Below are 21,850 nucleotides of genomic sequence, written 5' to 3' on the forward strand. Positions count from 1 at the left end.
CGTGGGGTAACGCTGCTAGCGTGCGGTCATGACCCAGGCGCGCGCCGCCCTCTCGGCGGCAGACAGCGAACCGCCCGCCACCGAGCGGGAGTTCCACTGGCGCGGCGGCCGGACGTCGCTGGACCTCACCGCGACGGTGGACAGTCGTGGGCAGGGAGCAGTCGAGTGGCTGCGGGATCCGGCGGACCTGTCCCGCTGGTTCCGCGAGGCAGGCTTGACGGAGCATCACATCCCGGTGTCCCGGGTCGAGTTGGCGCAGGCACGCGCGCTGCGTGAGGCCGTACGCCGGATCGCGGCGGCGGCACGGGAGGCCACCGCACCCGAGGCGAGGGACCTGGACCTGCTCAACCAGTGGACGGCACGACCGCTCCCCGGCACGGGCCTCACCCTCGACGAGGGCGGCGCCCCCCGGCCGCTGCCGCCCGCACTGGACGCCCGCGGGCTGCTCGGCCTGCTGGCCCGCGACGCGGCCGACCTGCTCGGCGGCCCGCTGGCCGGGCGGATCCGCGAGTGTGCCGCGCCCGCCTGCACCCTGCTGTTCGTCGACGAGAGCCGGGCGGGGGTGCGGCGCTGGTGCTCGATGGACGCCTGCGGGGCACGGGCGAAGATGGCGGAGTACCGGGCCCGCAAACGCGGGGGGACGACGACGGGCTCACGCGGTGGCGCGACGACACGCTCGCGCGGCGGCAGCCGGCCCGACTGACGGGAGAGCCGCGCTGACGGTGCGGCCGGCCTGCTCGGAACGAGGGCGCTGAGCGGCGCGGCCGGCCGGGGCGGGACAGGGCGTCGGCGGAGCGGGCTGGCGCGGAAGGCGCTGGGCGGGGACGTCGGCGGAGCGGGCGGTACGGGGCGGAAGGCGTCAGGGCAGGACGGAGGCGTCAGAGAGGGAAGGGACGTCAGAGAGGGAGAGGGCCTCAGAGAGGGGCGGAGGTGTCAGAGAGGGGCCCCGCCGAACCCGATCTCGTTCCCGTCGGGATCGCGGTACGGCGCCTTGCGCACCCCGTTGCCGTACGTATCCCGGCGCACGGGCTCGATTCCCCGCGCGGCCGTCCCCGCCGCCCGGTCGTCGAAGTCGTCGACGAAGACCGTGTGCGGGGCGTGTCCCGCGCGCTCCGGCCGCACCTCGACGGCGATCGACTGGTGCTCCGCGAGCTCCCGCACCACCTCGGCGTCGCTCGCGACCCACTCGGCGGGCCGCCGAGCAGCCGCTCGTACCAGGCGAGCGCCGCCGCGAAGTCGCCGACAGGGATTCCTGCGAAGAGGTCGAGGGGCATGCGGCCATGCCAGGAGCCCCGGGGCACGCCGAGGCGCGCCCCACCCGGACCGGGGGCGCGCCGCCCCGCCTCACAACGGCAACGCGCACACCGCCATCGGCGACCCGAACGGCTTACCCACCAGGGCGAGTTCACCGGTGCGCCCGTCCACCCGGAAGACGCTCACCGAGTCCGACCGCTGGTTCGCGGCGAACAGCAGCCGTCCCGACGGCGCGAGGGCGATGTGCCGGGGGAAGTCCCCGCCCACGGGCACCGTGTCGAGCAGCCGCAGGCGTGCCCCGTCCTGCTCGACGGCGTACCGGGTGAGGCTGTTGTCACCGCGGTTGGCGAGGAAGGCGAAGCCGCCGTCGGCGGTCACGACGGGCTGCGCCGGGTAGCTCGTGACGCCCGGCCTCGTTCCCGTGGGCTGCGGCTCGCCCGGCGAGAGCCGCCCGGTCGCGGAGTCGTAGCCGCACACCACCACGGTGTTGTCGAGTTCGCAGGCCACGTACGCGAACCGCCCCGACGGATGGAAGGCGAGGTGCCGCGGCCCCGCGCCCGGCCGCACCGTCGCGTACGAGACGCGGCTCAGCTTCCCGGCCTTCGTGCCGAGACGGTAGGTGTACACCGTGTCGGTGCCCAGATCGACGGCGAGGACGTACCGGCCGTCCGGGGCGGTGACGATCTGGTGCGCGTGCGGGCCCTGCTGTCCCGGCCCCGGAGGCGGTGTGGAGTGCGTGAGGAGATCGGTGCGCTCGCCGAGCGCGCCGGACGCCTCCACGGGGTGCACGGCCACGCTGCCGGACGTGTAGTTGGCGCTGAGCAGCCAGCGGCCACTGGGGTGCACGGAGACGTGGCAGGGTCCCGCGCCACCGGTGCCGCGCGTGCCGAGGACGCGGTGGTCGCCGCCGGGAGAGAGGGCGATCGCGGTCACCCCGCCCTGCGCGCGCTCGTTGACGGCGTACAGCGTCCGCCCCGACGGATGGGCCGCCAGATACGACGGGTCCGGTACGCCGCCGAGTGTGCCGACGCCGGTGACCACGCCGGAATCCTCGTCGTACGTGGCGAGCCCGATGCCCTTGCCGCCGCCCGACTGCGCGGTGTACGTGCCGAGGAACAGGGGCCGTTGCCCGCGCCGGCCGGGCGCGGCCGAGGCCACGCCGGTCGTCACCGCCGCGGCCGCTGCCAGGCCCGTACCGAGGAACCGCCTTCTGTTCACGACTCCACGCGTGACTCCACTCATGACTGCACCTCTCATGACTCCGCCTCGCGGGTCAGTGGTGACGGATGGGGCGGACGTGGCAGACACAGTGGCCCCGAACCCCGCCAACAGGCAAGAGGCGCAACTTGAGTTGCATCATGTGCAACACCATTCTTCGTGTTCCTTCCGCCGTGCGGGGGAGGAGGGTGGGCCGTGCGAGCGATGCGCGGGAGGCGGCCGGGCGGCAGGGTCTCAGCCACAGGCCCCCGGTGCGGCCCGGTCGTCTCCCGCCGAGCCGCATCCCGGAGGACCCCGTGGCGCTCCCCGCCCGCACGGACACCGTGCCCGTCCCGTCGATCCCGCTCCGGCCCGCGCCCTGGTGGCGGCGCTGGCCCACCTGGGCTCCGGGCGCCACCGCGGCCTGGGGCGTCGCGTACGCCCTCGCGCAGACGCTGTGGGCCGCCACCGGGACCGTCGTACCGATGGCCGGGGACCGCCACACCCCGGCTGCCCTGCAACTCCTCCTGGCCGCGCTCGCCCTGCTCGCCGCCGCCGTCGCCCCGGCCACGGCCAGACCGCTCACCCGCCGGGCGGGCCGCGCCGCGGGCATCGCGCTCGCCGTGCTGATCCCGGCCCTCGGCTGGATGGTGGCGTTCGGCGGTCTGGCGTTCGGCGGTCTCGGCTGGGGGGCTGCTCGTCGCGGCCCGGTCGTACGCCGCACGCACCCGCCCCCGCTGCGCCTTCGCCCCGACCGTCGCAAAGCAGCCACTGCCGTAGGGGAGTTGACCACTCAAGGGTCCTTCGTCGCTACGGTGCGCGAATGAATCCTGCCCCCCGCGCCCGTGCGGGTGCAGACCGGAGGAGCCGCCGAGTGGAGCAGAGCCGTGTGACCCGGATCCGTACGACCCTGGCCGCGATGGGGGTGACGGCGGCCGTGGTGACGGCCGTCGCCGTGGCACCCGCCGCGTACGCGGCGCCGTCCCCCGCACCCACCGCCGTCACGGCCCCCGCCGCGCACACGAAGCCCGAGCCCTGCACCGGCGCGTTCGTCGACGACGCCCGCCTCGGCCCGAAGTGGCTGCCCAGGAAGTGGCAGAGACCCGTCGGGCCGCTCCTGAGGAAGTGGAAGCGCACGGGCAAGCTCACGCCGGCCGCCTTCCTCAAGAAGTACTGGGAGGGCCCGGCGGACTCCGGCGGCTGGAAGTACCCGCCCAACGACGGTTTCGAGACGGTCAACGGTCAGGTCGACAAGCACCGGGAGCGGCTGGAGGAGGGCGAGGTCCTCGACCGCTTCGGCTCCGAGTCCGGTTCGTTCCTCGCCCCCGCCGGGGACTCCTACGCCGAGCGCTCGCTGCCGCCGCAGAACCTCAACACCCGCGACGCCGCGTACGCCTGCGACTATCGCGTGTACGAGGTCGCCAAGCCGTTCTCCGTCTGGCAGGGCGGCATAGCCCCCTGGTTCGAGCAGCCCGGGGGCGGCGAGCAGATCAAGCTCGACCCCGCCTTCCTCGACCCCGGCGAGGGCCGGCGCCTGAACGTGAAGTGGCTCCTGGACCACGGCTACCTGCGGGCGGTCAGCCCTCGGGGGTGATGAGGCCGCGTGCGTAGGCCTTGACCAGGCGCTGCGGCACGAGATGCGTGACGCCGTCGACCGTCACGGGCGCCAGCTGCGGGGTGCTGGCCTTCCACTGGGCGCGGCGGTGTCGCGTGTTGCTGCGGGACATCTTCCGCTTGGGTACGGCCACGGGGTCCTCCGGGGGTGGTGCGTGCGGGTGGGAAGAGCTGGCCCGAGGCTACATGAAAATGGATCCCATTAACAAAAGTGGGCCCCGGTCGTGCCGGTCGCACGGCCGGGGCCCGCGCCGTCACCGCCCGTTGACCCTCACGTCACGTCAGGCTGCACGCTGTACGGCGACGAAAGGTGACGATCATGAGCTATACCGTCGGACAGGTCGCCGGATTCGCCGGGGTCACGGTCCGTACGCTGCACCACTACGACCGGACGGGCCTGCTCACGCCGAGCGAGCGCAGCGCCGGGGGCTATCGGCTCTACGGCGACGCCGACCTCGCCCGGCTCCAGCAGATCCTCTTCTACCGCGAACTCGGCTTCGCGCTCGACGAGATCGCCCAGATCCTGACGGACCCCCAGGCCAACGCGCTCGACCTGCTCCGGGCCAGGCGCCGGACCCTGCGCGAGCAGATCGACCGGCTCGAACGGCTCGTCGAGGTCGCCGACCGCGCCATGGAGGTCCAGCAGACCGGCGTCAGGCTGACCCCGCGCGAACGGTTCGACGTCTTCGGCGAGATCGCCTTCGACCTGAGCTACGCCACCGAGGCGGAGGTCAAATGGGCGGACAGCGCCGGGCACAAGGAGGCCATGGCACGGGCCGCCGCGCATTCCCAGGAGGACTGGGCCCGCCTCATGGCGGAGGCGGCGGCCTGGCGGGAGCGGCTGCTCGCCGCCTTCGACGCCCACGAGCCCCCCGACGGCCGACGGGCCATGGCCCTCGCCGACGAGCACCGGCTTCACATCAGCCGCTGGTTCACCGACTGCCCGCCCGCCATGCACCTGCGCATCGCCGATGACTTCGTCACCGACGCCCGGGCGTTCGCACTGGTCGTCCCGCCTTCGCAGCAGCGACCCGGGCTCGCCCGGTATCTGCGGGAGGCCGTCCGCGCCAACGCCGAGGCGAGCGCCGAAGGGCGTGCCGCCGACGATGTCGATGCCGGGGTCGACATCGAGGTGACTGCCGACGCCGAGAGCGGTGGCGACGAGGGCAAAGCTGAACCTGAGGGTGGGAGTCGTGGGGGTGTGCGGTGCGCGTGCTGATCGCCGCGGCCGGTTCCTACGGCGACGTCGCCCCCTACACCGGCCTGGGCGCCCGACTGCGTGCGGCGGGGCACGAGGTCTCGCTCGCCACGCACGAGAGCTTCGCGCCGCTGGTGCGCGGCGCGGGCCTCGGGTTCCGTCCGCTGCCCGCCGACGCGCATGCCTCCGGTGCGGCTGCCGGGCGCCGCGAGCTGATGCGGGCGGCCGGCGCCTTCGTGCGCGACCTCGGTGCCGGACTCGCGGACGCCTTCGACGACGGTGACGAACTGCTCGTCCTGTCCGCGACGACGGCCCCGCCGGGCTGGCAGCTCGCGGAGGCCTTCGACGTGCCGACGATCGACGCCTACCTCCAGCCCACCCATCCGACGGGGGAGTTCGCCCCGGTCGTGAGCGGCACGCGGTCCCTGGGGCGCTGGGGCAACCGCGCGCTGGGGCGCTTCTCCCTGCGCATGGTCGACCGCGTGTACGCCGACTCGGTGCGGGACCTGCGGTCCCGGCTCGGGCTCGCTGCCGCCACCCCCGCGGCCGTGCGCGCACGCCGGGAACGGGCGGGACTGCCGGTGCTGCACGGCTTCAGCCCGGCGGTCGTACCGCGTCCCGCCGACTGGCGCGCCGGGCTCGACGTCGTCGGCAACTGGTGGCCGCACCACGATCCGGACGGTCATCTGCCGACCCGGGTCGAGGACTTCCTGGCCGCCGGTCGGCCGCCGGTCTTCGTCGGCTTCGGCAGCATGGCGGCGGGCGAGGGCGAACGCCTCGCCGAACTCGCCGTGGCCGCGCTGCGGCGAGCCGGGCTCCGGGGAGTCCTGCAGTCCGGGCGGGCCGGCCTGGAGGCGTCCGGCGACGACGTCCTCACGGTCGGCGAGCTGCCCCACGCCCTGCTCTTCCCCCGCATGGCCGCGGTGGTGCACCACGCGGGCGCGGGCACCACCGCGGCGGGGCTGCGCGCCGGAGTCCCCGCCGTGCCCGTGCCCGTCACCGCCGACCAGCCCTTCTGGGCGGCGCGCCTGACCGCGCTGGGCGCCGCCCCCGCGGCCGTGCCGTTGCGCGCGCTCACGGCGGAGCGCCTGGCGGACGCGCTCACCCGCGCCGTCCACGAGCCGGCCTACGCCTGCGCCGCCCTGGCCGTCTCCCGGTCGATGGCGGCGGAGGACGGCGCTGGTCGGGTCCTTGGGGCCGTGGAGCGGCTCGGGCGGGGCTGAGCCGCCGGGACCCGCCGCCCTCCCGGCCCCGGACCGCCCCGCATCAGGGCTGCCCAGGGGCCGTCCGCCTCAGGGCCGCCCCGCCTCCAGCACCTCCTCGCCCGCCGGCACCGGACCCGGCGCGGTCCCCTTCCCGAAGGGGCTGCCGCCCAGTTCCTCGCGGTGATGCGGTGTCAGCCACCCGGAGAGGTCGGGGCCGAGCGGCACGATGCCGGTCGGGTTGATGCCCGTGTGCACTTCGTAGTAGTGCCGCTTGATGTGGTCGAAGTCGACCGTGTCGCCGAAGCCCGGAGTCTGGAAGAGGTCGCGGGCGTACGCCCAGAGGACTGGGTCCTCGGTCAGCTTCCAGCGGTTGCACTTGAAGTGGCCGTGGTAGACGGCGTCGAAGCGCACCAGCGTCGTGAACAGGCGGATGTCTGCCTCCGTGATGCTGTCGCCGACCAGGTAGCGGCGGTCGGCGAGGCGCCGCGACGTCTCCTCCAGGCGTCGGAAGACGTCCCGGCAGGCGTTCTCGTACTCGCCCTGGGAGGATGCGAAACCCGATCGGTACACGCCGTTGTTGACGTCGCGGTAGATGCCGTCCATCACGGTGTCGATCTCGTCGCGCAGCGCCCGCGGGTACAGATCGGGGGCTCCGGGGCGGTGCAGGGCCGTCCACTCGGTGGCGAGGTCCAGGGTCAGTTGCTGGTAGTCGTTCGTGACCAGCCTGCCGCTCGGGACGTCCACGATCGCCGGGACGCTCACGCCGCCCGGATATCCCGTCTCCCGCGCGTCGTACGCCTCGCTGAGATAGCGGATCCCGAGGACCGGGTCGCGGCCGCCCGGGTCCAGCGTGAAGCGCCAGCTGCGGTCGTCCTGGATCGGGTCGGTGACGGCGAGCGAGAGCGCGTCCTCCAGGCCGAGCAGCCTGCGGGAGATCAGCGCGCGGCTCGCCCAGGGGCAGGCGCGGCTCACCACCAGGCGATAGCGCCCGGCCTCCACCGGCCAGCCGTCGCCGCCGTCGGCCGTGATGCGGTCGGCGAAGTGGCTGCGGGAACGTTTGAACGGCTTCTTGCCGTACGTGGCGTTGCCGCCCGCCGCCTCGCTGCCCGCCGACTCCTGCTCCGACTCCTGCTCCGTGCCGCTCATCTCCTGCTCCGCGCCGCTCATCGCAGGCTCCCCTCGGGGCGAGGGGCGGCTGCGGGGGCGGGTGGTGACAGGTCGTAGATCCTGTTCAGGAGCGCGGCCTCGTTGCCCTGGAGGCCCGCGCGGCGCAGCGCCTCGTCGGCGTCCGCGATCGGCACGGCGAGCAGCGCCGCGGTCTGCGCCGTCACGGGTCCGGACAGGGCGGCGCGTGCGGTATGGAGGAGGCGCAAGCACGCCTGTGCCGCGGCCAGTTCGGGATGTGTCGTGCCGGTCATGTCGGTGAACTCCTTTACGCGCGGTCACCAGGGTCGAAGGTGCAACCCCCACTCTTGCGCACGGGTCTGACAATTGCTCTCCAACCACCACGTGCGCGCGTGCCCCGCGAGTCGCCCGGTCCCCTCGGACCCGGCCCCGGCCTCACCCCGCCCGGCGTACCAGCCGCAGCCGCAGCCCCTCCGGCATGAGTGTGAGCCGCTCGGCCACCCGCAGCCGGTAGTCCGCCGCCGGCACCAGGTCGTAGCGCCGCAGCAGCAGCCCGAGCACCAACGTCGCCTCGTGCAGGGCGAACTGACGGCCGATGCAGGCCCGCGCGCCCGTGCCGAACGGCTTGAAGACGTGCGGCGGCCTGGCGCGCACCGCGGCGGGCGTGAACCGGTCGGGGTCGAACGCCTCAGGGCGGTCGCCCCACGCCTCCTCGTCCCGGTGCAGCAGCATCGTCAGGACCAGCGCCCACGCGCCCCGGCGCATCGGATGCGCCCCGTCGAGCACCGTGTCGTGCAGCGCCTCCCGCGCGAACGCCGGGGCGGTCGGCCACAGCCGCAGCGACTCGTCGAGCACCCGGCGTACGTAACGGAGCTTGGCCACCTGCTCGTAGGCGGGCACCTGCGTCAGCCCCCACACCTGCTCGACCTCCTCCCGCGCGCGGGCGCACACCTCGGGATGGCCCGCCAGATAGTGCAGGGCGAACGACAGGGCGCCCGACGTCGTCTCGTGCCCCGCGACCAGGAAGGTGATGACCTGGCGCCGGATGTTCTCCGCCGAGAGGCGCTCACCGGTGTCGGGGTGGGCGACGTCGAGCATCCGGTCGAGCAGGTCGCCCGCGGCGCCCGAGGCGTCCGCCGCGCGGCGGACCGCCACGACCTCGTCGACGGTCCGGTTCAGATACGCCATGTCGGCGGCGTTGCGGCGTTCGGACCGGCGCAGGAGCAGCCGCGCGAGCGCGGGCGGCAGGACGTTGCGCCGCTGGGCGTGGGTGAGCGTGCCGACCATCGCGGTCACGAAGGGGTGCGGCCGGGGCCGCTCGAAGGAGCCGAAGTCGTGCCCGAACCCCGTGCGGGCGATGGTCTCCAGGGTCAGCTTCGTCATGTCGCCCGGCACGTCCACGGCCCGCCCCGCGGCGGCCGCGCCGTCCCAGCGGGCCGTCAGCTGCCCGGCCACGTCCAGCATCAGGGGGTGGTAGCCCGCCATCGCGTCCCGGCTGAACCCGGGCGCGAGGATGTCGTGCGCCAGCTGCCAGTTCGGCTCGTGGTTGTACGCCGTGAACAGGCCGTCGCCCGCGACCGGCCGCAGATTGGCCACCCCGAGCCCCACGTGCTTGGCGAACCGCGCCTCGTCGGCCAGGTCCGCCGCGAGCCGCGCGCCCCAGACGAACACGATCTCCTTGCCGAAGGCCCTGCGCCGGAAGATCGGCCCAAGGGCGCGGCCGATGCGCATCGAATCCTGTACGGGCGTGCGGACGTTCGCCCCGAGCACATCCCCGACCAGCGGCAACCGGCGCGGCGGATGGGGTATGCGGTGCAGCTCGGGCCAGCCCGCCTCCGCGCCGCGGAATCCCTTCGGCAGGTCCCCGGGCAGCGGCTCGGCACTTCCCGTCGTCTGCGTCGTCTGCGCCATGGCCGCCATCTCCCTTGTGCGCCGGGCTCGTTCAAGCCTGTTGTACGTGGATTCAATAGGGGATCGAGTCTGGTCCCGTTGTTGAACCGACGTCAAGTAAGGTGCTCGTATGGTCGCGAATCCGCAGGAGCGCACGCGCCGCAGGCTGAGCACCGAGGAGCGCAGGGAGCAACTCCTGACCGTGGGCGCGCGGCTGTTCGCGCAGAATCCTTATGACGACGTCTGGATCGAGCAGGTCGCCGAGATCGCAGGCGTCTCCCGTGGGCTTCTGTACCACTACTTCCCGACGAAAAGGGACTTCTTCGCCGCTGTCGTGCAGCGCGAGAGCGAGCGCATGCTGCGCCTGACGGCCGCCGAGCCCGGACTGCCCGTGCGCGTCCAGCTCGGCGCCGGCCTCGACGCCTTCCTCGGGTACGTCGAGGGCCACGCGCAGGGTTTCCGCGCCTTCCACCGCGCCGAGGCCGCGGGCGACCCCACGGTCCGCGAGGTCTACCGCCAGGGCCTCGCCGCCCAGGAGCGCCAGATCCTCGCCGCCCTCGCCGCCGACCCCGAGACGGCGCCCCTGGCCGCCGAACTGCCCGCGGTGCGCCTCGCGGTGCGCGGCTGGCTCGCGTTCATGGTCGCCGTGTGCCTGGAGTGGCTGGAGGAGCCGGAGCTGACGCGGGCGCAGGTGCGGGACCTGTGCGCGCGGGCGCTGCTCGGGGCGATCCTGCCGTAGGCGCGTATCCGGGACGGAGCGGACGTCACGGCCTGACGCGCGGCCGGGTGGCGTGTGGCGACGGCGCGTCCGCGTGACGTGGGGGTATGAGGGTGAGGAGTACGAAGCCCAGGGCGGCGAGGAGTTCGAAGCCCGCCGCCACGAGGAGCGAGCCGGAGAGCGACCAGGTCGCGACCGGGCCGCCGATGCCCGCGCCGACCGCGAAGCCGGTGATCTTCAGGCTGGCACCGGTCGTGAAGATCTGGCCGCGCAGACGCTCGGGCGCCTCCCGGTGACGTACCGCGAACAGCGCGGTCAACTGCGGTCCCGCCCCCGCTCCCGCCACCACCATCGCCGCGAACAGCGCGAGGGGCGACAGGGTCGCGGCGACGAGCAGCGCCAGGGCGAGGGCGAGGACGCTGCCCAGGACCGTGGCGTCGGGCCGGAGCAGGCCGGGGCGGCGGGCCAGGAGGGCGTTCGCGAGCAGGGACGCGGCGGCGAGGGCCGCGAGCAGGAACGTGCCCGAGCCGGTGGTGCCCAGGGCCCGTTCGCCGAGCAGGGGCGTGCAGGTCACCAGCATGCCGACGCCGACGTAGGAGACGACGGAGGTGAGGGTGGCGCGGGCGAGGGGACGGGTGCGGCCGATGGCGGCGAAGCCGGCGACGAGGTCGGCGACGACGGACGTGGACGGCCCGGCGCCGACCGCCTCGACACGCCTCGGCAGTGACCACGCGGCCGGGAGCGCGAGGGCGATCAGGGCCAGGGACACCACGACGCTCACCGTGGCGCCCGCCGTCATCGCGACCGCACCGGCCAGAGCGGGGCCCGCGAGGCTCGCGGTGTTGAACGTCAGGGCGTCCAGGGTGTTGGCGCGCGGCAGGCCGTCCGGGGCGACCACGCGCGGGAGTTGCGAGGTCCACCCGCCGGCCAGCGCGGGGCCGAGCAGTCCGCCGCACACGGCGGTGGCGAGGACGACCGGCAGCGGCAGCCGCCCCAGGCTCACCAGGATGACGAGCAACGCCGCGCTGTACGCGGCCAGCGCGCCCGCGAGGAGCCGCCCCGGGCGTGCCGACCTGTCCAGCATCGCGCCGAAGACGGGCCCGCCCACGGCCGCCGACACGGTGATCCCCGACAGGAGCGCCGAGGCCGCCGACGCCGACCCCGTCACCGAGAGCCCCACCAGGAGCAGCGCGGGACCCGACATCTCGTCCCCGGTGCGCGCGGCCGTGGCGCCGGTGAGATAGAGCGTCATGCTGTAACGCTTTGGCATTTGCAGCACGTTACAAGGTAACGGGCAGGGTAGCCAAGGGCGTTACGCTGACGGGCGTGAAGAGGCCGAACGACGCACCGAACGACGCGGAAGCCGCCGATCCGTCGACGAGCGCGCCGCACCGCGAGGCGGGCAGCGAAACGGAGCGTGGCGCGAGGAGGAAGCCGCGCGGGGCGACGAGCGAGTGGTCCACCCGCCATTCCGTCCTGCGGTCCGCGCAGCGCGCCGCCGCACTCGTCAACGTCCTCGGCGCCGACGGCGCCGCCGCCGGGCCCACGGCCGGACCGACCGACTCGCTCGCCCTCCGCACGGAACTCGAAGCCGTCCTGCGCGCGTACGGCGAGGCCGATCCGCTGGACGTCTGCGCCGCGGACGTGGCGGACATGCGGGCCGTCGCCGCACGACTGCGGGAAGTCTTCGCCGCCCCCGACGTCGACGCGGCGGCGACCCGCCTGAACCGGCTCCTCGCCGAGGGCTGCGGCCCGGTCAGGCTCACCGCGCACGGCGGAGGCTCGCCGTGGCACATCCACCTCGACAGCGACGACCGCGCGCCGTGGGCCGAGTGGTTCCTCGCGTCGTCCTGCATGGCGCTCGCCGTCCTGGTCTGGGACCGCCAGCGACCCCCCGGCGGCCTGTGCGCGTCACCGCGCTGCGCCAACGTGTACGTCACCGGCGGCAGCGGGGCCGAGCGCCGCTACTGCTCCCCGCGCTGCGCGACCCGCGAACGGGTGGCGGAGCACCGGCGCGCCAAGGAGCGAGGGCCGTCCCGGAGCGACCGGGGACGCCAGGAACACGAGGGACGCGAGGAGAACCGGTGAACTCCAGAAGGCGTACGCGTGCGCGAACCCTTCCTATGCTGACCCCATGAGGCGGACCTCCTTTGCGAATTGGCCCTGTTCCATCGCGCGCACCATGGACCTGCTCGGCGACTGGTGGACGCCGCTGGTACTGCGCGAGGCCTTCTACGGAGTCACACGGTTCGACGCGTTCCAGCAGGCACTCGGCATCGCCCGCAACACCCTTGCCGACCGGCTGCGGCGCCTGGTCGCGGAGGGGCTGCTGGAGAAGCGCCCGTACCAGAGCGATCCGGTGCGCCACGACTACGTACTCACCGAGAAGGGCCGTGACTTCTTCGGCGTGCTCGCCGCGATGAACAGCTGGGGCAACCGCTGGCTCAGCGGCGACGACGGCGCGCCGGTCGTCTTCCGGCACGAGCCCTGCGGCCACGACAGCGCCGCCGAGGTCGTGTGCGCGCACTGCAAGGAACCCATGACGGCCGCGGACACCCGCCCCCGCATGGGCCCCGGCTTCCCGTCCCGCCTGGCCGAACGGACCGAGGTCCGCCGCCGGTTCGCCCCCTAGCGGTCCCGATCGCCCCCTGGCACCCCGATGCCGGTCCCGGCACCGAGCAGCCCCTCCCTCCTCGCCCTGGAGTCCCGATGTCCGTTCGTCGCGTGGTGCCCAACATCCCCTCGGACGCCCCGGCACGGAGCCGGGAGTTCTACGGCCTGCTTGGCTTCGAAGAGGTCATGAACCACGGCTGGATCATGACCCTCGCCTCCCCGAGCTCCCCGACCGCCCAGATCGGCCTCTGCACGGCCGCCGACAAGACCGCGCCGGTCACGCCGGACATCAGCGTGGAGGTCGACGACGTCGACGCGGTCCACGCGGCCCTGCGGGACAGGGGCGCGGAGATCGTCCACCCGCTCCAGGACGAGGAGTGGGGCGTGCGGCGGTTCTTCGTACGCGACCCCGACGGCCGCGTGGTCAACGTACTGAGCCACCGTTGACCCACGGCCCGGTCAGGCACGCGTGATGCCGGCCGCGGGACCTCAGCTGCTCGTGAGCACGACGAGCCGCTGCGTCGCCCGGGTCATCGCGACATAGCGGTCCACCGCCCCCTCGACGCCCTCGCCGTACGACTCCGGGTCGATGAGGACGACCAGGTCGAACTCGAGCCCCTTCGACAGCTCCGGGGTCAGGGAGCGGACGCGGGGCGAGGCCCGCAGCGCGTCGGATTCCACGGCCCGCGTGGCGATGACGCAGGCGGTCCCGTCGGCGTGCGTGGCCAGCCAGTCGTCGAGGACCCTGTCGAGCTCCGCGACGGAGCCGTGGACGACGGGCAGGCCGCTGCTGCGGATGGACGTTGGCACGTTGGCGTCCGGGAGCGCGCCCCGGATGACCGGCTCGGCCTCCGTCATGATCTCCTCCGGGGTGCGGTAGTTGACGGTCAGGGACGCCTGCGTGACCCGGTCGAGTCCGGCACGCTCCAGGCGCTCCTGCCACGACTCCGTGAACCCGTGCCTGGCCTGCGCGCGGTCCCCGACGATGGTGAAGCTCCGGGACGGGCAGCGCAGCAGCAGCATCTGCCACTGGGCGTCGGTCAGTTCCTGCGCCTCGTCCACGACGACGTGCGCGAACGGGCCCGCGAGCCGGTCGCGGTCGGCGGTGGGCAGGGCGTCCTCGTCGATCAGGCTGTCCTGGAGGTCCTTTCCGCGCAGGATCCGCACCGCGCCCTCGCTCTCGTCCCCGGCCGAGTCGATGTCGGCGGTCGTGACGATCTCGTCGATGACGCGGGCCATGCGCTCGCGCTCGGCGGCGACGGCGGCGTCCCTGCGGCGCTTCAGACGGGCCGCCTCCGGGTCACCGAGCCGCTGCCGCGCCGCGTCGAGGAGCGGCAGGTCGGACACCGTCCAGGCCTGCGGCGCGTCCTTGCGCTGAAGCCGCCGCACCTCGTCGTGGTCCAGCCAGGGCGCGCACATCCGCAGGTAGGCGGGGACCGTCCACAGGTCGGAGACCAGGTCGGTGGCCTCGAGCAGCGGCCACGCGTGGTTCAGGGCCGTGACCAGGTCCCGGTCCTGGCGCAGCGCGCGCAGGAACAGCTCGGGCGAGACGCCGTCCTCCTCCTCGTCCATCCCCTGCTTGTCCATCAGAATCGTGGCCAGTTCCTCCCAGATCAGCTCCCGCGCCTCGTTGTGCGGGGTGCCGGGGCCCGGCGCCCCGAACGCCTCGGCCCAGTCGTCGACGCCCACCCGGACCTCGGACCAGGGCGTCGAGACGGTCAGGGCCTCGGTGGGCGGCTCCTCATAGAACGCGACGGCCTTCTCGATCGCCCGCACCATGTCCGCGGACGACTTCAGGCGGGCCACCTCCGGGTCGGCCTCCGGGGCCGCCGTCGCGCCCTCGGCGACGAGGTCCCGCAGGGTGCAGGTCTGCACGCCGTCCTCGCCGAGGCTGGGCAGGACGTCGGCGACGTACCCCAGATAGGGCTCGTGCGGGCCGACGAACAGGATGCCGCCGCCCCGCCGGTGGTGGCCGAGCCGGGGGTCGGCGTACAGGAGGTACGCGGAGCGGTGCAGGGCGACGACGGTCTTGCCCGTGCCGGGGCCGCCGTCGACGACGAGGGCACCGCGGGAACCGGCGCGGATGATGGCGTCCTGGTCGGCCTGGATGGTGCCGAGGACGTCCCGCATCCGCTCCGACCGGTTGCTGCCCAGGCTGGCGATGAACGCGGACTGGTCGTCGAGCGCGGCATGGTGTTCGAGGCCGTCGGCGGTGAACACCTCGTCCCAGTAGTCGCTGATCCGTCCGCCGGTCCAGCGGTACCTGCGACGGCTCGCCAGGCCCATCGGGTTGGCGTGGGTCGCCGCGAAGAACGGCTCGGCGGCGGGGGAGCGCCAGTCGACGAGGAGCCGGCGCCCCGAACTGTCGGTGAGGCCGAGCCGCCCCACGTACAGCGGCTCGGAGTCGTCAGCGCCGACGACGCGCCCCAGGCACAGGTCCAGGCCGAAGCGGCGCAGGGCGCGCAGCCGTGCCGTGAGCCGGTGGACCTCCGCGTCCCGGTCGAGACCCTGGCGGCCGATGCCGCCGGGCGCCCGGAGCACGGAGTCCAGGCGGTCGGAGAGTTCGGCGATCGTCTGCGCGAGGGTCTCCGCGACGGCGGCGAAGCGCTGCTCGTCGTCGGCGATCAGCGCCGGATCGGCCTTGGCACCGAGGCGCTCGGGCAGGTTGAAGGCGCTGGTGGTGACGGAGGTCATGCTGGGTGAATCTCCCATTTCCGCAGGTCCGGCTGGCTGAGGTCAGCGATTCTGCGGTACGACGGGGGCCTTGCCGCAAGCCCCCCGGTGCGCTATAAGTTGAGAGTGGCAAGGAGCGGGTGTTCTCCTTGCCTTCTTTTTTTGCCCGGATTCTCCGTACGCCCGACTCCCGCCGGGCACCGGACTCCTACCGACGCAAGAGCTCTCCACCCGCCGGAAGGCCAGGCACACCACGAGCGTGCCGTCCGTGACCACCGCCCCCTGCCGCGCCCAGCAGCGCAGATGCCCCGCGCGCCGGTCGGCGAGATCGGCGCGTCCCTCGCCCTCGCCGCCCGCCGCACCACCCCTCACACCTCGCCCAACCGCGCGAACAGCGGGCGTGCCGCCGGGAGGCGGCCGTCCGTCGACGCGCACTGCGCCGCCACCCTGGCCGCTGACTCCGGCAGGAACGGGCCGAGTTGGTCCGCGAGCGCGCGGCACGCCCCGACCAGGGCCGCGAGGACCCCGTCGAGCCGTTCGCCCGCGGCCCGGTCGCCCCCGCGCTCGGCCTTGGCCAGCTCCCAGGGCCGGGTGCCGTCGACGCAGCGGTCGGCCTCCTGGACGATCCGCCACACGGCGGCCGTCGCCCGCCGGAAGTCGAAGTCCGCGAGGGCGTCGTCGACCAGGCCCGGCACCTCGCGGCACACGGCCACCAGCTGCTCCGTACCCTCAACACCCTCAGCACCCTCAGCAGCGACGTCCCCAGCCGCGGCTCCGCCGACGGCGGCGCCCTCGGCCGTCGCACTCTCGGCCCCCGCGCTGCGCTCCGGCACCCGGCCGTCGCGGAAGCGGTGCACCATCGTCACGACCCGGTTGACGAGGTTCCCCACCCCACCGGCGAGGTCGGCGTTCGCGCGCGCCACGAGCCGTTCGCGGGTGAAGTCCGCGTCCCCGACCCGGGGCACCTCGCGCAGCAGCCACCAGCGCACCGCGTCCGTGCCGAACTCCGCCGTGAGCTCCGCCGGATCGACGCTCGTCCCGCCGGACTTGCTGATCTTGCGGCCGTCGACGGTGAGGTAGTCGTGCACCAGGATGTCGGTGGGCAGCGGCAGACCGGCCGACAGGAGCAGGGCGGGCCAGTACACGGCATGGAAGCGGACCACGCCCTTGCCGAGCAGGTGGGAGCGGTGCGTCGCACCGGTCCACCACTGGTCGAACGCGGGGTCGTCGGTGCCGTGGCCGAGGCTCGTCACGTAGTTGCCGAGGGCGTCCCACCACACGTACACGACCTGGTCGGGGTCGCCGGGGACGGGGATGCCCCAGCCGCGGGCGCGGGTCTGCGAGCGGGACACGGAGAAGTCGTGCAGACCGCTCTCGATCAGGGCGAGGACCTCGTTGCGGCGCACGGCGGGCTCGATGCGCAGCCGGCCCGACGAGATCAGGTCGTGCAGTTGGTCCGCGTACCGGGAAAGGCGGAAGAACCAGTTCTCCTCGGCGACGGGCCGGGGCTCGGTGCCGTGCTCGGCGCAGCGCCCGTCCACGAGTTCGGCGGGGGCGTAGAACTGCTCGCAACCGACGCAGTACAGGCCCTCGTAGTGCCGGCGGTACAGGTCGCCCGAGTCCGCGCACAGCCGCCACAGACGCTCCACGCCGACCCGGTGGCGCGGGTCGCGGCTGGTGCGGATGAAGTCGTCGTACGACAGGGCGAGCGGTGCGCGCAGCGCGGCGAACGCGTCCGCGTTGCGGTCCACGAAGTCCTGCACGGGGACACCCTCGGCCTCGGCGGCCAGGACGTTCTTGAGGGAGTTGTCGTCCGTGCCGGTGAGGAAGCGGACCCTGTCGCCCCGGTGGCGGCGGTGGCGGGCCAGCACGTCGGCCTGCACGAGTTCGAGGGCGAAGCCCAGGTGCGGGCGGGCGTTGACGTAAGGAATCGTCGTGGTGACGTAGGTCGTGCGGGGTGTGGTCATGGGGAGCCTCCAGGATCTCCGGTGCTGCCCGGATCTGGTCCGGGCGGGGGAGGCGGGGCTCCGTGCCGTGCAGCAGGACGAGGCCCCGTCTCGGGGCCTCGGGCACGCGTGCGTCCCGTGTCAGCAGCCCCGCTGGCGGGGCATCATGGCGACGCGGAACTCGGGCGTGATCATGCGGGGATGCTAGCAACGCGGTGCCTGGGGGCGCCTGTTGTTTTCCGACCGGCACGCGTCGTTCGGCGGCGTGCCGCCGCGCGTGTGCCGGGGCCGGACCATGGGGTCGGTTACCTGCCAGACCGGGTCCCAGGCCTCCTGGTGGACTGAAGCGCGCCAGCAGCGCGCCCGCATCGATGTGTCGATTCATCGATGTGTGTCCTCCACCGGAACTCCGCCAGGACGGAACCACCCATGCCGCACACCGTCACGACCACCGCCGAGCGCCCCCGCGCGGCTTCCCGTTCCCCGCTGATCGGCTGGCTCGCCGTCTGGTCGGTCACCGCGGGGCTCTTCGCCATCGTCACGGTGGAGATCCTGCCGATCGGCCTGTTGCCGGAGATCGGGCACAGCTTCCGCGTCACGGACGGCACGGCCGGACTGACGATGACGATGCCGGGCTTCCTGGCCGCGCTGTCCGCGCCGCTGGTGACGACGGCCACGGCCCGCGTGGACCGGCGGCTCATGCTGTGCGTCTTCATGGCCCTCCTCGCCCTCGCCAACTTCGTCGCGGCGGTCGCGCCCGCGTACTGGCTCGTCCTCGTCTCCCGGGTCCTGGTCGGCGTGACCATCGGCGGCTTCTGGTCGATCGGGGCCGGGCTCGCGGCGCGGCTCGTGCCGCCGGAGTCCGTCGGCAGGGCCACGGCGGTGATCTTCTCCGCGGTGCCGCTCGGGTCGGTGCTCGGCGTGCCGCTCGGCACCTTCGTGGGGGAGGCCGCGGGATGGCGGACGGCCTTCACCGCCATGGGAGTTCTGAGCCTGGGCGTCTGCGGCGCGATGGTCCTGGTGCTGCCGCCGCTGGCCCCGGATGAGGCCCTGCGCGTGCGCGTGCTGCGGGCCGCGCTGCGCGGCTCCGGCACCCGCTGGGCGCTCCTCGTGACGTTCCTCGTCGTCCTCGCGCACTTCGGTGCCTACACGTACGTCACGCCGTTCCTGCGGCGGGTCACGGACGTGGGCCCGGGCGTGGTCACCGTGTTCCTGCTGGTGTACGGGGCCGCGGGGATCGCGGGGAACTTCATCGGGGGCGCCGCGGTGGCCCGCCGTCCGCGCGCCGCGTTCGCGGTGGCCGCGGGGCTGGTCGCGGGCGCGGCCCTGCTGCTGCCCGTGCTCGGTGACCGGCCTGGTGGGGCGGTGGTGCTGCTCGTCGTGTGGGGGATCGGGTACGGCGCCGTACCGGTCTGCTCGGGGGCGTGGTTCGCGGCGGCGGTGCCGCGTTCGCCGGAGGCGGCTTCGGTGCTCTTCACCGGCTCGTTCCAGGCGACGATCTCGCTCGGGGCGCTGGCCGGTGGCGCCGTGGTGGACCGGGCGGCGCCGTCGGCGGTCATGGTGCTCGGCGGGCTGACCGCGGCGCTCGCGGTGGTGGTGGCGGGGCTGCGGCGCTGACCCGGGTACGCCGCGCCCGTGGGGCGGGGCGAGCACGGGGGCCGGCGCTCACCGAGCGTCGGTGAGCGCCGGGGCGACACGCGCACCCCGTGCCGCGCCGTCTGTCAGACGGCGGCCGCGAGTGCCTCGAACTGCTCGTCGGTGAGGGTGATGCCCGCGGCGGCGGTGTTCTCCTCCAGGTGGGCCACCTTGGACGTGCCGGGGATGGGCAGCACCACGGGCGAGCGGCGCAGCAGCCACGCCAGGGCGAGCTGGGACGGCGAGACGCCGTGCTCCTTGGCGAGGGCGTCGAGCGGGCCGCCCGGGCGGGCCAGCTCGCCGGTGGCCATCGGGAACCACGGGATGAACGCGATGTTCTCGCGCTCGGCGTACTCCAGGACGTCCTCGGAGCCGCGGTTGACCAGGTTGTACTGGTTCTGCACGGAGACGATCTCGGCGTGCTCGCGGGCCGCCTTGAGCTGATCCACCGTCACCTCGGAGACGCCGATGTGGCGGATCTTGCCCTCCTTCTGGAGCAGCACCAGCTCGCCGAGCTGGTCGGCGAGCGGGACCTGCTCGTCGATGCGGTGCAGCTGGAACAGGTCGATGCGCTCGACGCCGAGGTGGCGCAGGCTCAACTCCGTCTGCTGGCGCAGGTACTCGGGACGGCCCACGGCACGCCAGTCGTCCGGGCCCGACCGGGTCAGACCGGCCTTGGTGGCGATGACGAGGTCGTCGGCGTAGGGGTGCAGGGCCTCGCGGATCAGCACCTCGTTGACGAGGGGGCCGTAGGAGTCGGCGGTGTCGATGAACGTCACGCCGAGTTCCACGGCGCGCCGCAGCACGCGAACCGCCTCGTCCCGGTCCTCGGGCTCGCCCCAGACGCCCGGTCCGGTGAGTTGCATCGCGCCGTAGCCGAGCCGGTTGACGGGAAGGTCGCCGCCGAGGGCGAAGGTGCCCGAGGCATCGGCGGGGCGCGAGGTGTTCGAGGTGCTCATGGGAGCGGTCCTTTCACGGCGTGCGTACGACAAGATGTGTGACTCCGAACCTATGCGCAGATACGCGTGAAGAGCGGATTCGGCCGTGCGCGGGCAGCCGCCCGACGTGCCGTCGGCAAGGCTGCCGTCCCACGTGACGTCGGCACGGCGGCCGCCCGGCGTCACGTCGGACAGGACAGGATCGAAGCCGCTGGTGGGAACGGGCGGGGCGTCAGCCGATGTGCTTCAGGACCTCCTCGGCCAGCGGCGCGGAGGAGGCCGGGTTCTGGCCGGTGAGCAGGTTGCGGTCGACGACCACGTGCGGGGCCCACGGCTCGCCCTCCTGGAAGTCGGCTCCCGCCGCGACCAGGCGGTCCTGGAGCAGCCACTTCGCCCGGTCGGCGAGACCGGCCTGGGCCTCCTCGGCGTTCGTGAAGCCGGTGAGCCGGTAGCCCGCGAAGGGGCTGGTGCCGTCGGCGTCGGTGGCGGCGAGCAGCGCGGCCGAGGCGTGGCAGACGGCGGCGAGCGGCTTGCCCGACGCCAGGGCCCGGGACAGGAGCCGCCCGGAGGCGGCGTCGACGGCGAGGTCCTCCATGGGGCCGTGGCCGCCCGGGTAGTACACCGCCGCGTAGTCGTCCAGGTCGACGTCCTCCAGGCGGATCGGCGACCGGAGCGCGGTGAACGAGGCGAGCAGGGCGGCGACCCGGTCGGCGCCTTCCTGGCCGCCGTTGGCCTCGGGCGCCAGGCTGCCCCGGTCCACGGTCGGCAGGACCCCGCCCGGCGTGGCGACCACGATCTCGTGGCCCGCCGCCCGGAAGGCCTCGTACGGCGCCACGGCTTCCTCGGCCCAGAAGCCCGTGGGGTGCTCGGTGCCGTCGGCGAGCGTCCAGAAGGAGGCGCCGGTCAGCACGTAAAGAATCTTCGACATGCGTCGAACGTAGGCGCCCTACGCCATAGGAATCCAATAGGAAGGCCACTGGCAAGCATTGGATATCCAATGATGGAAGGGGAATATCCCGGCCGGCCCCAAGCCCCCCAGGGGTGCCCGGCACGGCGCCCGCGCGACGGGCACGGGCGCCGGATATTCCCGGGAAGCGGCGGAAATAGTGCCGGTGACCTCGGGGTTGGGTGCACACATGCGGCAGCGGCACTCCCGTCGCGCCACGGTTCTGGAGGACCCCATGAAGATCGGCATCATCGGCGCGGGCAACATCGGCGGCAATCTCACCCGGCGCCTGACGCGGCTCGGGCACGAGGTGTCCGTGGCGAACTCCCGCGGGCCCGCGACCCTCACCGCCCTCGCCGAGGAGACCGGCGCCACGCCCGTGACCGTCGCCGATGCCGCGCGCGGCGCCGAGCTCGTCGTGGTGACCATTCCGCTGAAGAACGTCCCCGACCTGCCGTCCGGCCTGTTCGACGAGGCGGCCGACGGGTTCGCGGTGCTCGACACCGGCAACTACTACCCGGGGCGCGACGGCAGGATCGACGCCATCGAGGACGACGGCCTCACCGAGAGCCGCTGGACCGAGCAGCACATCGGCCACCCGGTCATCAAGGCGTTCAACGGCACCTACGCGCAGGACATCCTCGACAAGCCGCTGCCCAAGGGCGACCCGGAGCGCATGGCGCTGCCCGTCGCCGGTGACGACGAGGCCGCCAAGAAGGTCGTCCGCGACCTGATCGACGAGCTGGGCTTCGACACGGTGGACGCGGGCGGCATCGACGAGTCCTGGCGTCAGCAGCCCGACACCCCCGTCTACGGCCTGCGCGCCGGGGTCGCGGCGGTCACCGACGCGCTCGCGGCGGCGTCCCCCGAACGCCCGGCGACGTTCCGGGCGTAAGGG

General features: G+C 73.8%; 22 protein-coding genes. 11 read left to right on the forward strand and 11 right to left on the reverse strand.

Annotated features, from left to right (window positions below; all coding sequences use genetic code 11):
• Nucleotides 1-28 precede the first annotated feature (28 nt).
• Entirely contained in the window at nt 29-703 is a 675-nt protein-coding gene (locus tag QUY26_RS37420; protein ID WP_289954694.1) for a CGNR zinc finger domain-containing protein, read from the forward strand.
• 230 nt (nt 704-933) lie between these two features.
• Here the strand turns inward: QUY26_RS37420 and QUY26_RS37425 are convergent, their stop codons facing one another.
• Nucleotides 934-1,161 carry a hypothetical protein gene (locus QUY26_RS37425; protein WP_289954696.1) on the reverse strand — a complete coding sequence of 76 codons (228 nt, stop codon included), beginning with the start codon at nt 1,159-1,161 and terminating at the stop codon, nt 934-936.
• A gap of 183 nt (nt 1,162-1,344) precedes the next feature.
• Nucleotides 1,345-2,511, reverse strand: a complete 1,167-nt coding sequence (locus tag QUY26_RS37430) for a lactonase family protein (protein WP_289954698.1) — start codon at nt 2,509-2,511, stop codon at nt 1,345-1,347.
• Between the two features lie 257 nt (nt 2,512-2,768).
• Here QUY26_RS37430 and QUY26_RS37435 point away from each other — a divergent pair, with 257 nt between their 5' ends.
• Entirely contained in the window at nt 2,769-3,278 is a 510-nt protein-coding gene (locus QUY26_RS37435) for a hypothetical protein (RefSeq protein ID WP_289954700.1), read from the forward strand.
• Nucleotides 3,279-3,340: 62 nt separating this feature from the next.
• The gene (locus tag QUY26_RS37440; RefSeq protein ID WP_289956363.1) at nt 3,341-4,045 is read left to right on the forward strand and encodes a TNT domain-containing protein; all 705 of its coding nucleotides are present in this window, start codon (nt 3,341-3,343) and stop codon (nt 4,043-4,045) included.
• Here the strand turns inward: QUY26_RS37440 and rpmF are convergent.
• Nucleotides 4,029-4,199 (reverse strand): 50S ribosomal protein L32, encoded by a 171-nt coding sequence (gene rpmF, locus QUY26_RS37445; RefSeq protein WP_289954701.1) that lies wholly within the window; start codon nt 4,197-4,199, stop codon nt 4,029-4,031. The genes QUY26_RS37440 and rpmF overlap by 17 nt on opposite strands.
• Nucleotides 4,200-4,384: 185 nt before the next feature.
• Here rpmF and QUY26_RS37450 point away from each other — a divergent pair, with 185 nt between their 5' ends.
• Together QUY26_RS37450 and QUY26_RS37455 are read left to right on the forward strand one after the other, a co-directional pair.
• Nucleotides 4,385-5,284 (forward strand): MerR family transcriptional regulator, encoded by a 900-nt coding sequence (locus QUY26_RS37450; RefSeq protein ID WP_289954702.1) that lies wholly within the window; start codon nt 4,385-4,387, stop codon nt 5,282-5,284.
• Nucleotides 5,272-6,486: a glycosyltransferase gene (locus QUY26_RS37455; RefSeq protein WP_289954703.1), complete on the forward strand. Its 1,215-nt coding sequence runs from the start codon at nt 5,272-5,274 to the stop codon at nt 6,484-6,486. Before QUY26_RS37450 ends, QUY26_RS37455 begins: the two co-directional genes overlap by 13 nt.
• Before the next feature lie 69 nt (nt 6,487-6,555).
• Here QUY26_RS37455 and QUY26_RS37460 read toward each other — a convergent pair whose 3' ends face one another.
• From QUY26_RS37460 to QUY26_RS37470, 3 genes are all read right to left on the reverse strand, one after another.
• Nucleotides 6,556-7,614: a glutathione S-transferase family protein gene (locus QUY26_RS37460; protein WP_289956364.1), complete on the reverse strand. Its 1,059-nt coding sequence runs from the start codon at nt 7,612-7,614 to the stop codon at nt 6,556-6,558.
• A gap of 17 nt (nt 7,615-7,631) precedes the next feature.
• Complete coding sequence (locus QUY26_RS37465; protein ID WP_289954704.1) at nt 7,632-7,886, reverse strand: hypothetical protein; 255 nt, start codon at nt 7,884-7,886, stop codon at nt 7,632-7,634.
• A 142-nt stretch (nt 7,887-8,028) separates the two neighbouring features.
• A complete protein-coding gene (locus QUY26_RS37470) occupies nt 8,029-9,504 on the reverse strand; it encodes a cytochrome P450 (RefSeq protein ID WP_289954705.1) in 1,476 nt (491 codons plus the stop codon).
• Between the two features lie 109 nt (nt 9,505-9,613).
• Between QUY26_RS37470 and QUY26_RS37475 the strand changes: the two genes are divergently transcribed.
• A complete protein-coding gene (locus tag QUY26_RS37475; protein WP_289954706.1) occupies nt 9,614-10,222 on the forward strand; it encodes a TetR/AcrR family transcriptional regulator in 609 nt (202 codons plus the stop codon).
• 25 nt (nt 10,223-10,247) lie between these two features.
• Here the strand turns inward: QUY26_RS37475 and QUY26_RS37480 are convergent, their stop codons facing one another.
• Nucleotides 10,248-11,471 (reverse strand): MFS transporter, encoded by a 1,224-nt coding sequence (locus QUY26_RS37480; RefSeq protein ID WP_289954707.1) that lies wholly within the window; start codon nt 11,469-11,471, stop codon nt 10,248-10,250.
• A gap of 206 nt (nt 11,472-11,677) precedes the next feature.
• On the opposite strand from QUY26_RS37480, the gene QUY26_RS37485 reads away from it, so the two are divergent.
• The 3 genes from QUY26_RS37485 (at nt 11,678) to QUY26_RS37495 (ending at nt 13,261) form a co-directional block, all read left to right on the forward strand.
• On the forward strand, nt 11,678-12,289 hold the full coding sequence (locus tag QUY26_RS37485; RefSeq protein ID WP_289956366.1) for a CGNR zinc finger domain-containing protein: 612 nt from the start codon (nt 11,678-11,680) through the stop codon (nt 12,287-12,289).
• 46 nt (nt 12,290-12,335) lie between these two features.
• The gene (locus QUY26_RS37490; protein ID WP_289954708.1) at nt 12,336-12,833 is read left to right on the forward strand and encodes a winged helix-turn-helix transcriptional regulator; all 498 of its coding nucleotides are present in this window, start codon (nt 12,336-12,338) and stop codon (nt 12,831-12,833) included.
• A 77-nt stretch (nt 12,834-12,910) separates the two neighbouring features.
• A complete protein-coding gene (locus QUY26_RS37495; RefSeq protein WP_289954709.1) occupies nt 12,911-13,261 on the forward strand; it encodes a VOC family protein in 351 nt (116 codons plus the stop codon).
• A gap of 42 nt (nt 13,262-13,303) precedes the next feature.
• Here QUY26_RS37495 and helR read toward each other — a convergent pair whose 3' ends face one another.
• Together helR and QUY26_RS37505 are read right to left on the reverse strand one after the other, a co-directional pair.
• Nucleotides 13,304-15,508 carry an RNA polymerase recycling motor ATPase HelR gene (helR, locus tag QUY26_RS37500; protein ID WP_289954710.1) on the reverse strand — a complete coding sequence of 735 codons (2,205 nt, stop codon included), beginning with the start codon at nt 15,506-15,508 and terminating at the stop codon, nt 13,304-13,306.
• A gap of 347 nt (nt 15,509-15,855) precedes the next feature.
• A complete protein-coding gene (locus QUY26_RS37505; RefSeq protein ID WP_289954711.1) occupies nt 15,856-17,454 on the reverse strand; it encodes a methionine--tRNA ligase in 1,599 nt (532 codons plus the stop codon).
• 408 nt (nt 17,455-17,862) lie between these two features.
• Between QUY26_RS37505 and QUY26_RS37510 the strand changes: the two genes are divergently transcribed.
• A complete protein-coding gene (locus tag QUY26_RS37510; RefSeq protein WP_289954712.1) occupies nt 17,863-19,050 on the forward strand; it encodes an MFS transporter in 1,188 nt (395 codons plus the stop codon).
• 104 nt (nt 19,051-19,154) lie between these two features.
• Here QUY26_RS37510 and QUY26_RS37515 read toward each other — a convergent pair whose 3' ends face one another.
• Nucleotides 19,155-20,027, reverse strand: a complete 873-nt coding sequence (locus tag QUY26_RS37515) for an aldo/keto reductase (RefSeq protein WP_289954713.1) — start codon at nt 20,025-20,027, stop codon at nt 19,155-19,157.
• Nucleotides 20,028-20,238: 211 nt separating this feature from the next.
• Nucleotides 20,239-20,934 carry a type 1 glutamine amidotransferase domain-containing protein gene (locus tag QUY26_RS37520; protein WP_289954714.1) on the reverse strand — a complete coding sequence of 232 codons (696 nt, stop codon included), beginning with the start codon at nt 20,932-20,934 and terminating at the stop codon, nt 20,239-20,241.
• Between the two features lie 253 nt (nt 20,935-21,187).
• Here QUY26_RS37520 and QUY26_RS37525 point away from each other — a divergent pair, with 253 nt between their 5' ends.
• Nucleotides 21,188-21,847: an NADPH-dependent F420 reductase gene (locus tag QUY26_RS37525; protein WP_289954715.1), complete on the forward strand. Its 660-nt coding sequence runs from the start codon at nt 21,188-21,190 to the stop codon at nt 21,845-21,847.
• The last annotated feature ends 3 nt before the right edge of the window (nt 21,848-21,850 follow it).

Origin of the sequence: Streptomyces flavofungini (assembly GCF_030388665.1) — a bacterium.
Taxonomy (GTDB): Bacteria; Actinomycetota; Actinomycetes; order Streptomycetales; family Streptomycetaceae; genus Streptomyces; species Streptomyces flavofungini_A.

Excerpts from the sequence above, each read along its gene's own strand:
- QUY26_RS37480 (WP_289954707.1), bottom strand. The coding sequence starts at position 11,471 with ATGCCAAAGCGTTACAGCATGACGCTCTATCTCACCGGCGCCACGGCC.
- QUY26_RS37420 (WP_289954694.1), top strand. The coding sequence starts at position 29 with ATGACCCAGGCGCGCGCCGCCCTCTCGGCGGCAGACAGCGAACCGCCC.
- helR (WP_289954710.1), bottom strand. The coding sequence starts at position 15,508 with ATGACCTCCGTCACCACCAGCGCCTTCAACCTGCCCGAGCGCCTCGGT.
- QUY26_RS37470 (WP_289954705.1), bottom strand. The coding sequence starts at position 9,504 with ATGGCGCAGACGACGCAGACGACGGGAAGTGCCGAGCCGCTGCCCGGG.
- QUY26_RS37460 (WP_289956364.1), bottom strand. The coding sequence starts at position 7,614 with ATGAGCGGCACGGAGCAGGAGTCGGAGCAGGAGTCGGCGGGCAGCGAG.
- QUY26_RS37430 (WP_289954698.1), bottom strand. The coding sequence starts at position 2,511 with ATGAGAGGTGCAGTCATGAGTGGAGTCACGCGTGGAGTCGTGAACAGA.
- QUY26_RS37450 (WP_289954702.1), top strand. The coding sequence starts at position 4,385 with ATGAGCTATACCGTCGGACAGGTCGCCGGATTCGCCGGGGTCACGGTC.
- QUY26_RS37465 (WP_289954704.1), bottom strand. The coding sequence starts at position 7,886 with ATGACCGGCACGACACATCCCGAACTGGCCGCGGCACAGGCGTGCTTG.
- QUY26_RS37505 (WP_289954711.1), bottom strand. The coding sequence starts at position 17,454 with ATGACCACACCCCGCACGACCTACGTCACCACGACGATTCCTTACGTC.
- QUY26_RS37520 (WP_289954714.1), bottom strand. The coding sequence starts at position 20,934 with ATGTCGAAGATTCTTTACGTGCTGACCGGCGCCTCCTTCTGGACGCTC.
- QUY26_RS37490 (WP_289954708.1), top strand. The coding sequence starts at position 12,336 with ATGAGGCGGACCTCCTTTGCGAATTGGCCCTGTTCCATCGCGCGCACC.
- QUY26_RS37525 (WP_289954715.1), top strand. The coding sequence starts at position 21,188 with ATGAAGATCGGCATCATCGGCGCGGGCAACATCGGCGGCAATCTCACC.
- QUY26_RS37475 (WP_289954706.1), top strand. The coding sequence starts at position 9,614 with ATGGTCGCGAATCCGCAGGAGCGCACGCGCCGCAGGCTGAGCACCGAG.
- QUY26_RS37510 (WP_289954712.1), top strand. The coding sequence starts at position 17,863 with ATGCCGCACACCGTCACGACCACCGCCGAGCGCCCCCGCGCGGCTTCC.
- QUY26_RS37495 (WP_289954709.1), top strand. The coding sequence starts at position 12,911 with ATGTCCGTTCGTCGCGTGGTGCCCAACATCCCCTCGGACGCCCCGGCA.
- QUY26_RS37515 (WP_289954713.1), bottom strand. The coding sequence starts at position 20,027 with ATGAGCACCTCGAACACCTCGCGCCCCGCCGATGCCTCGGGCACCTTC.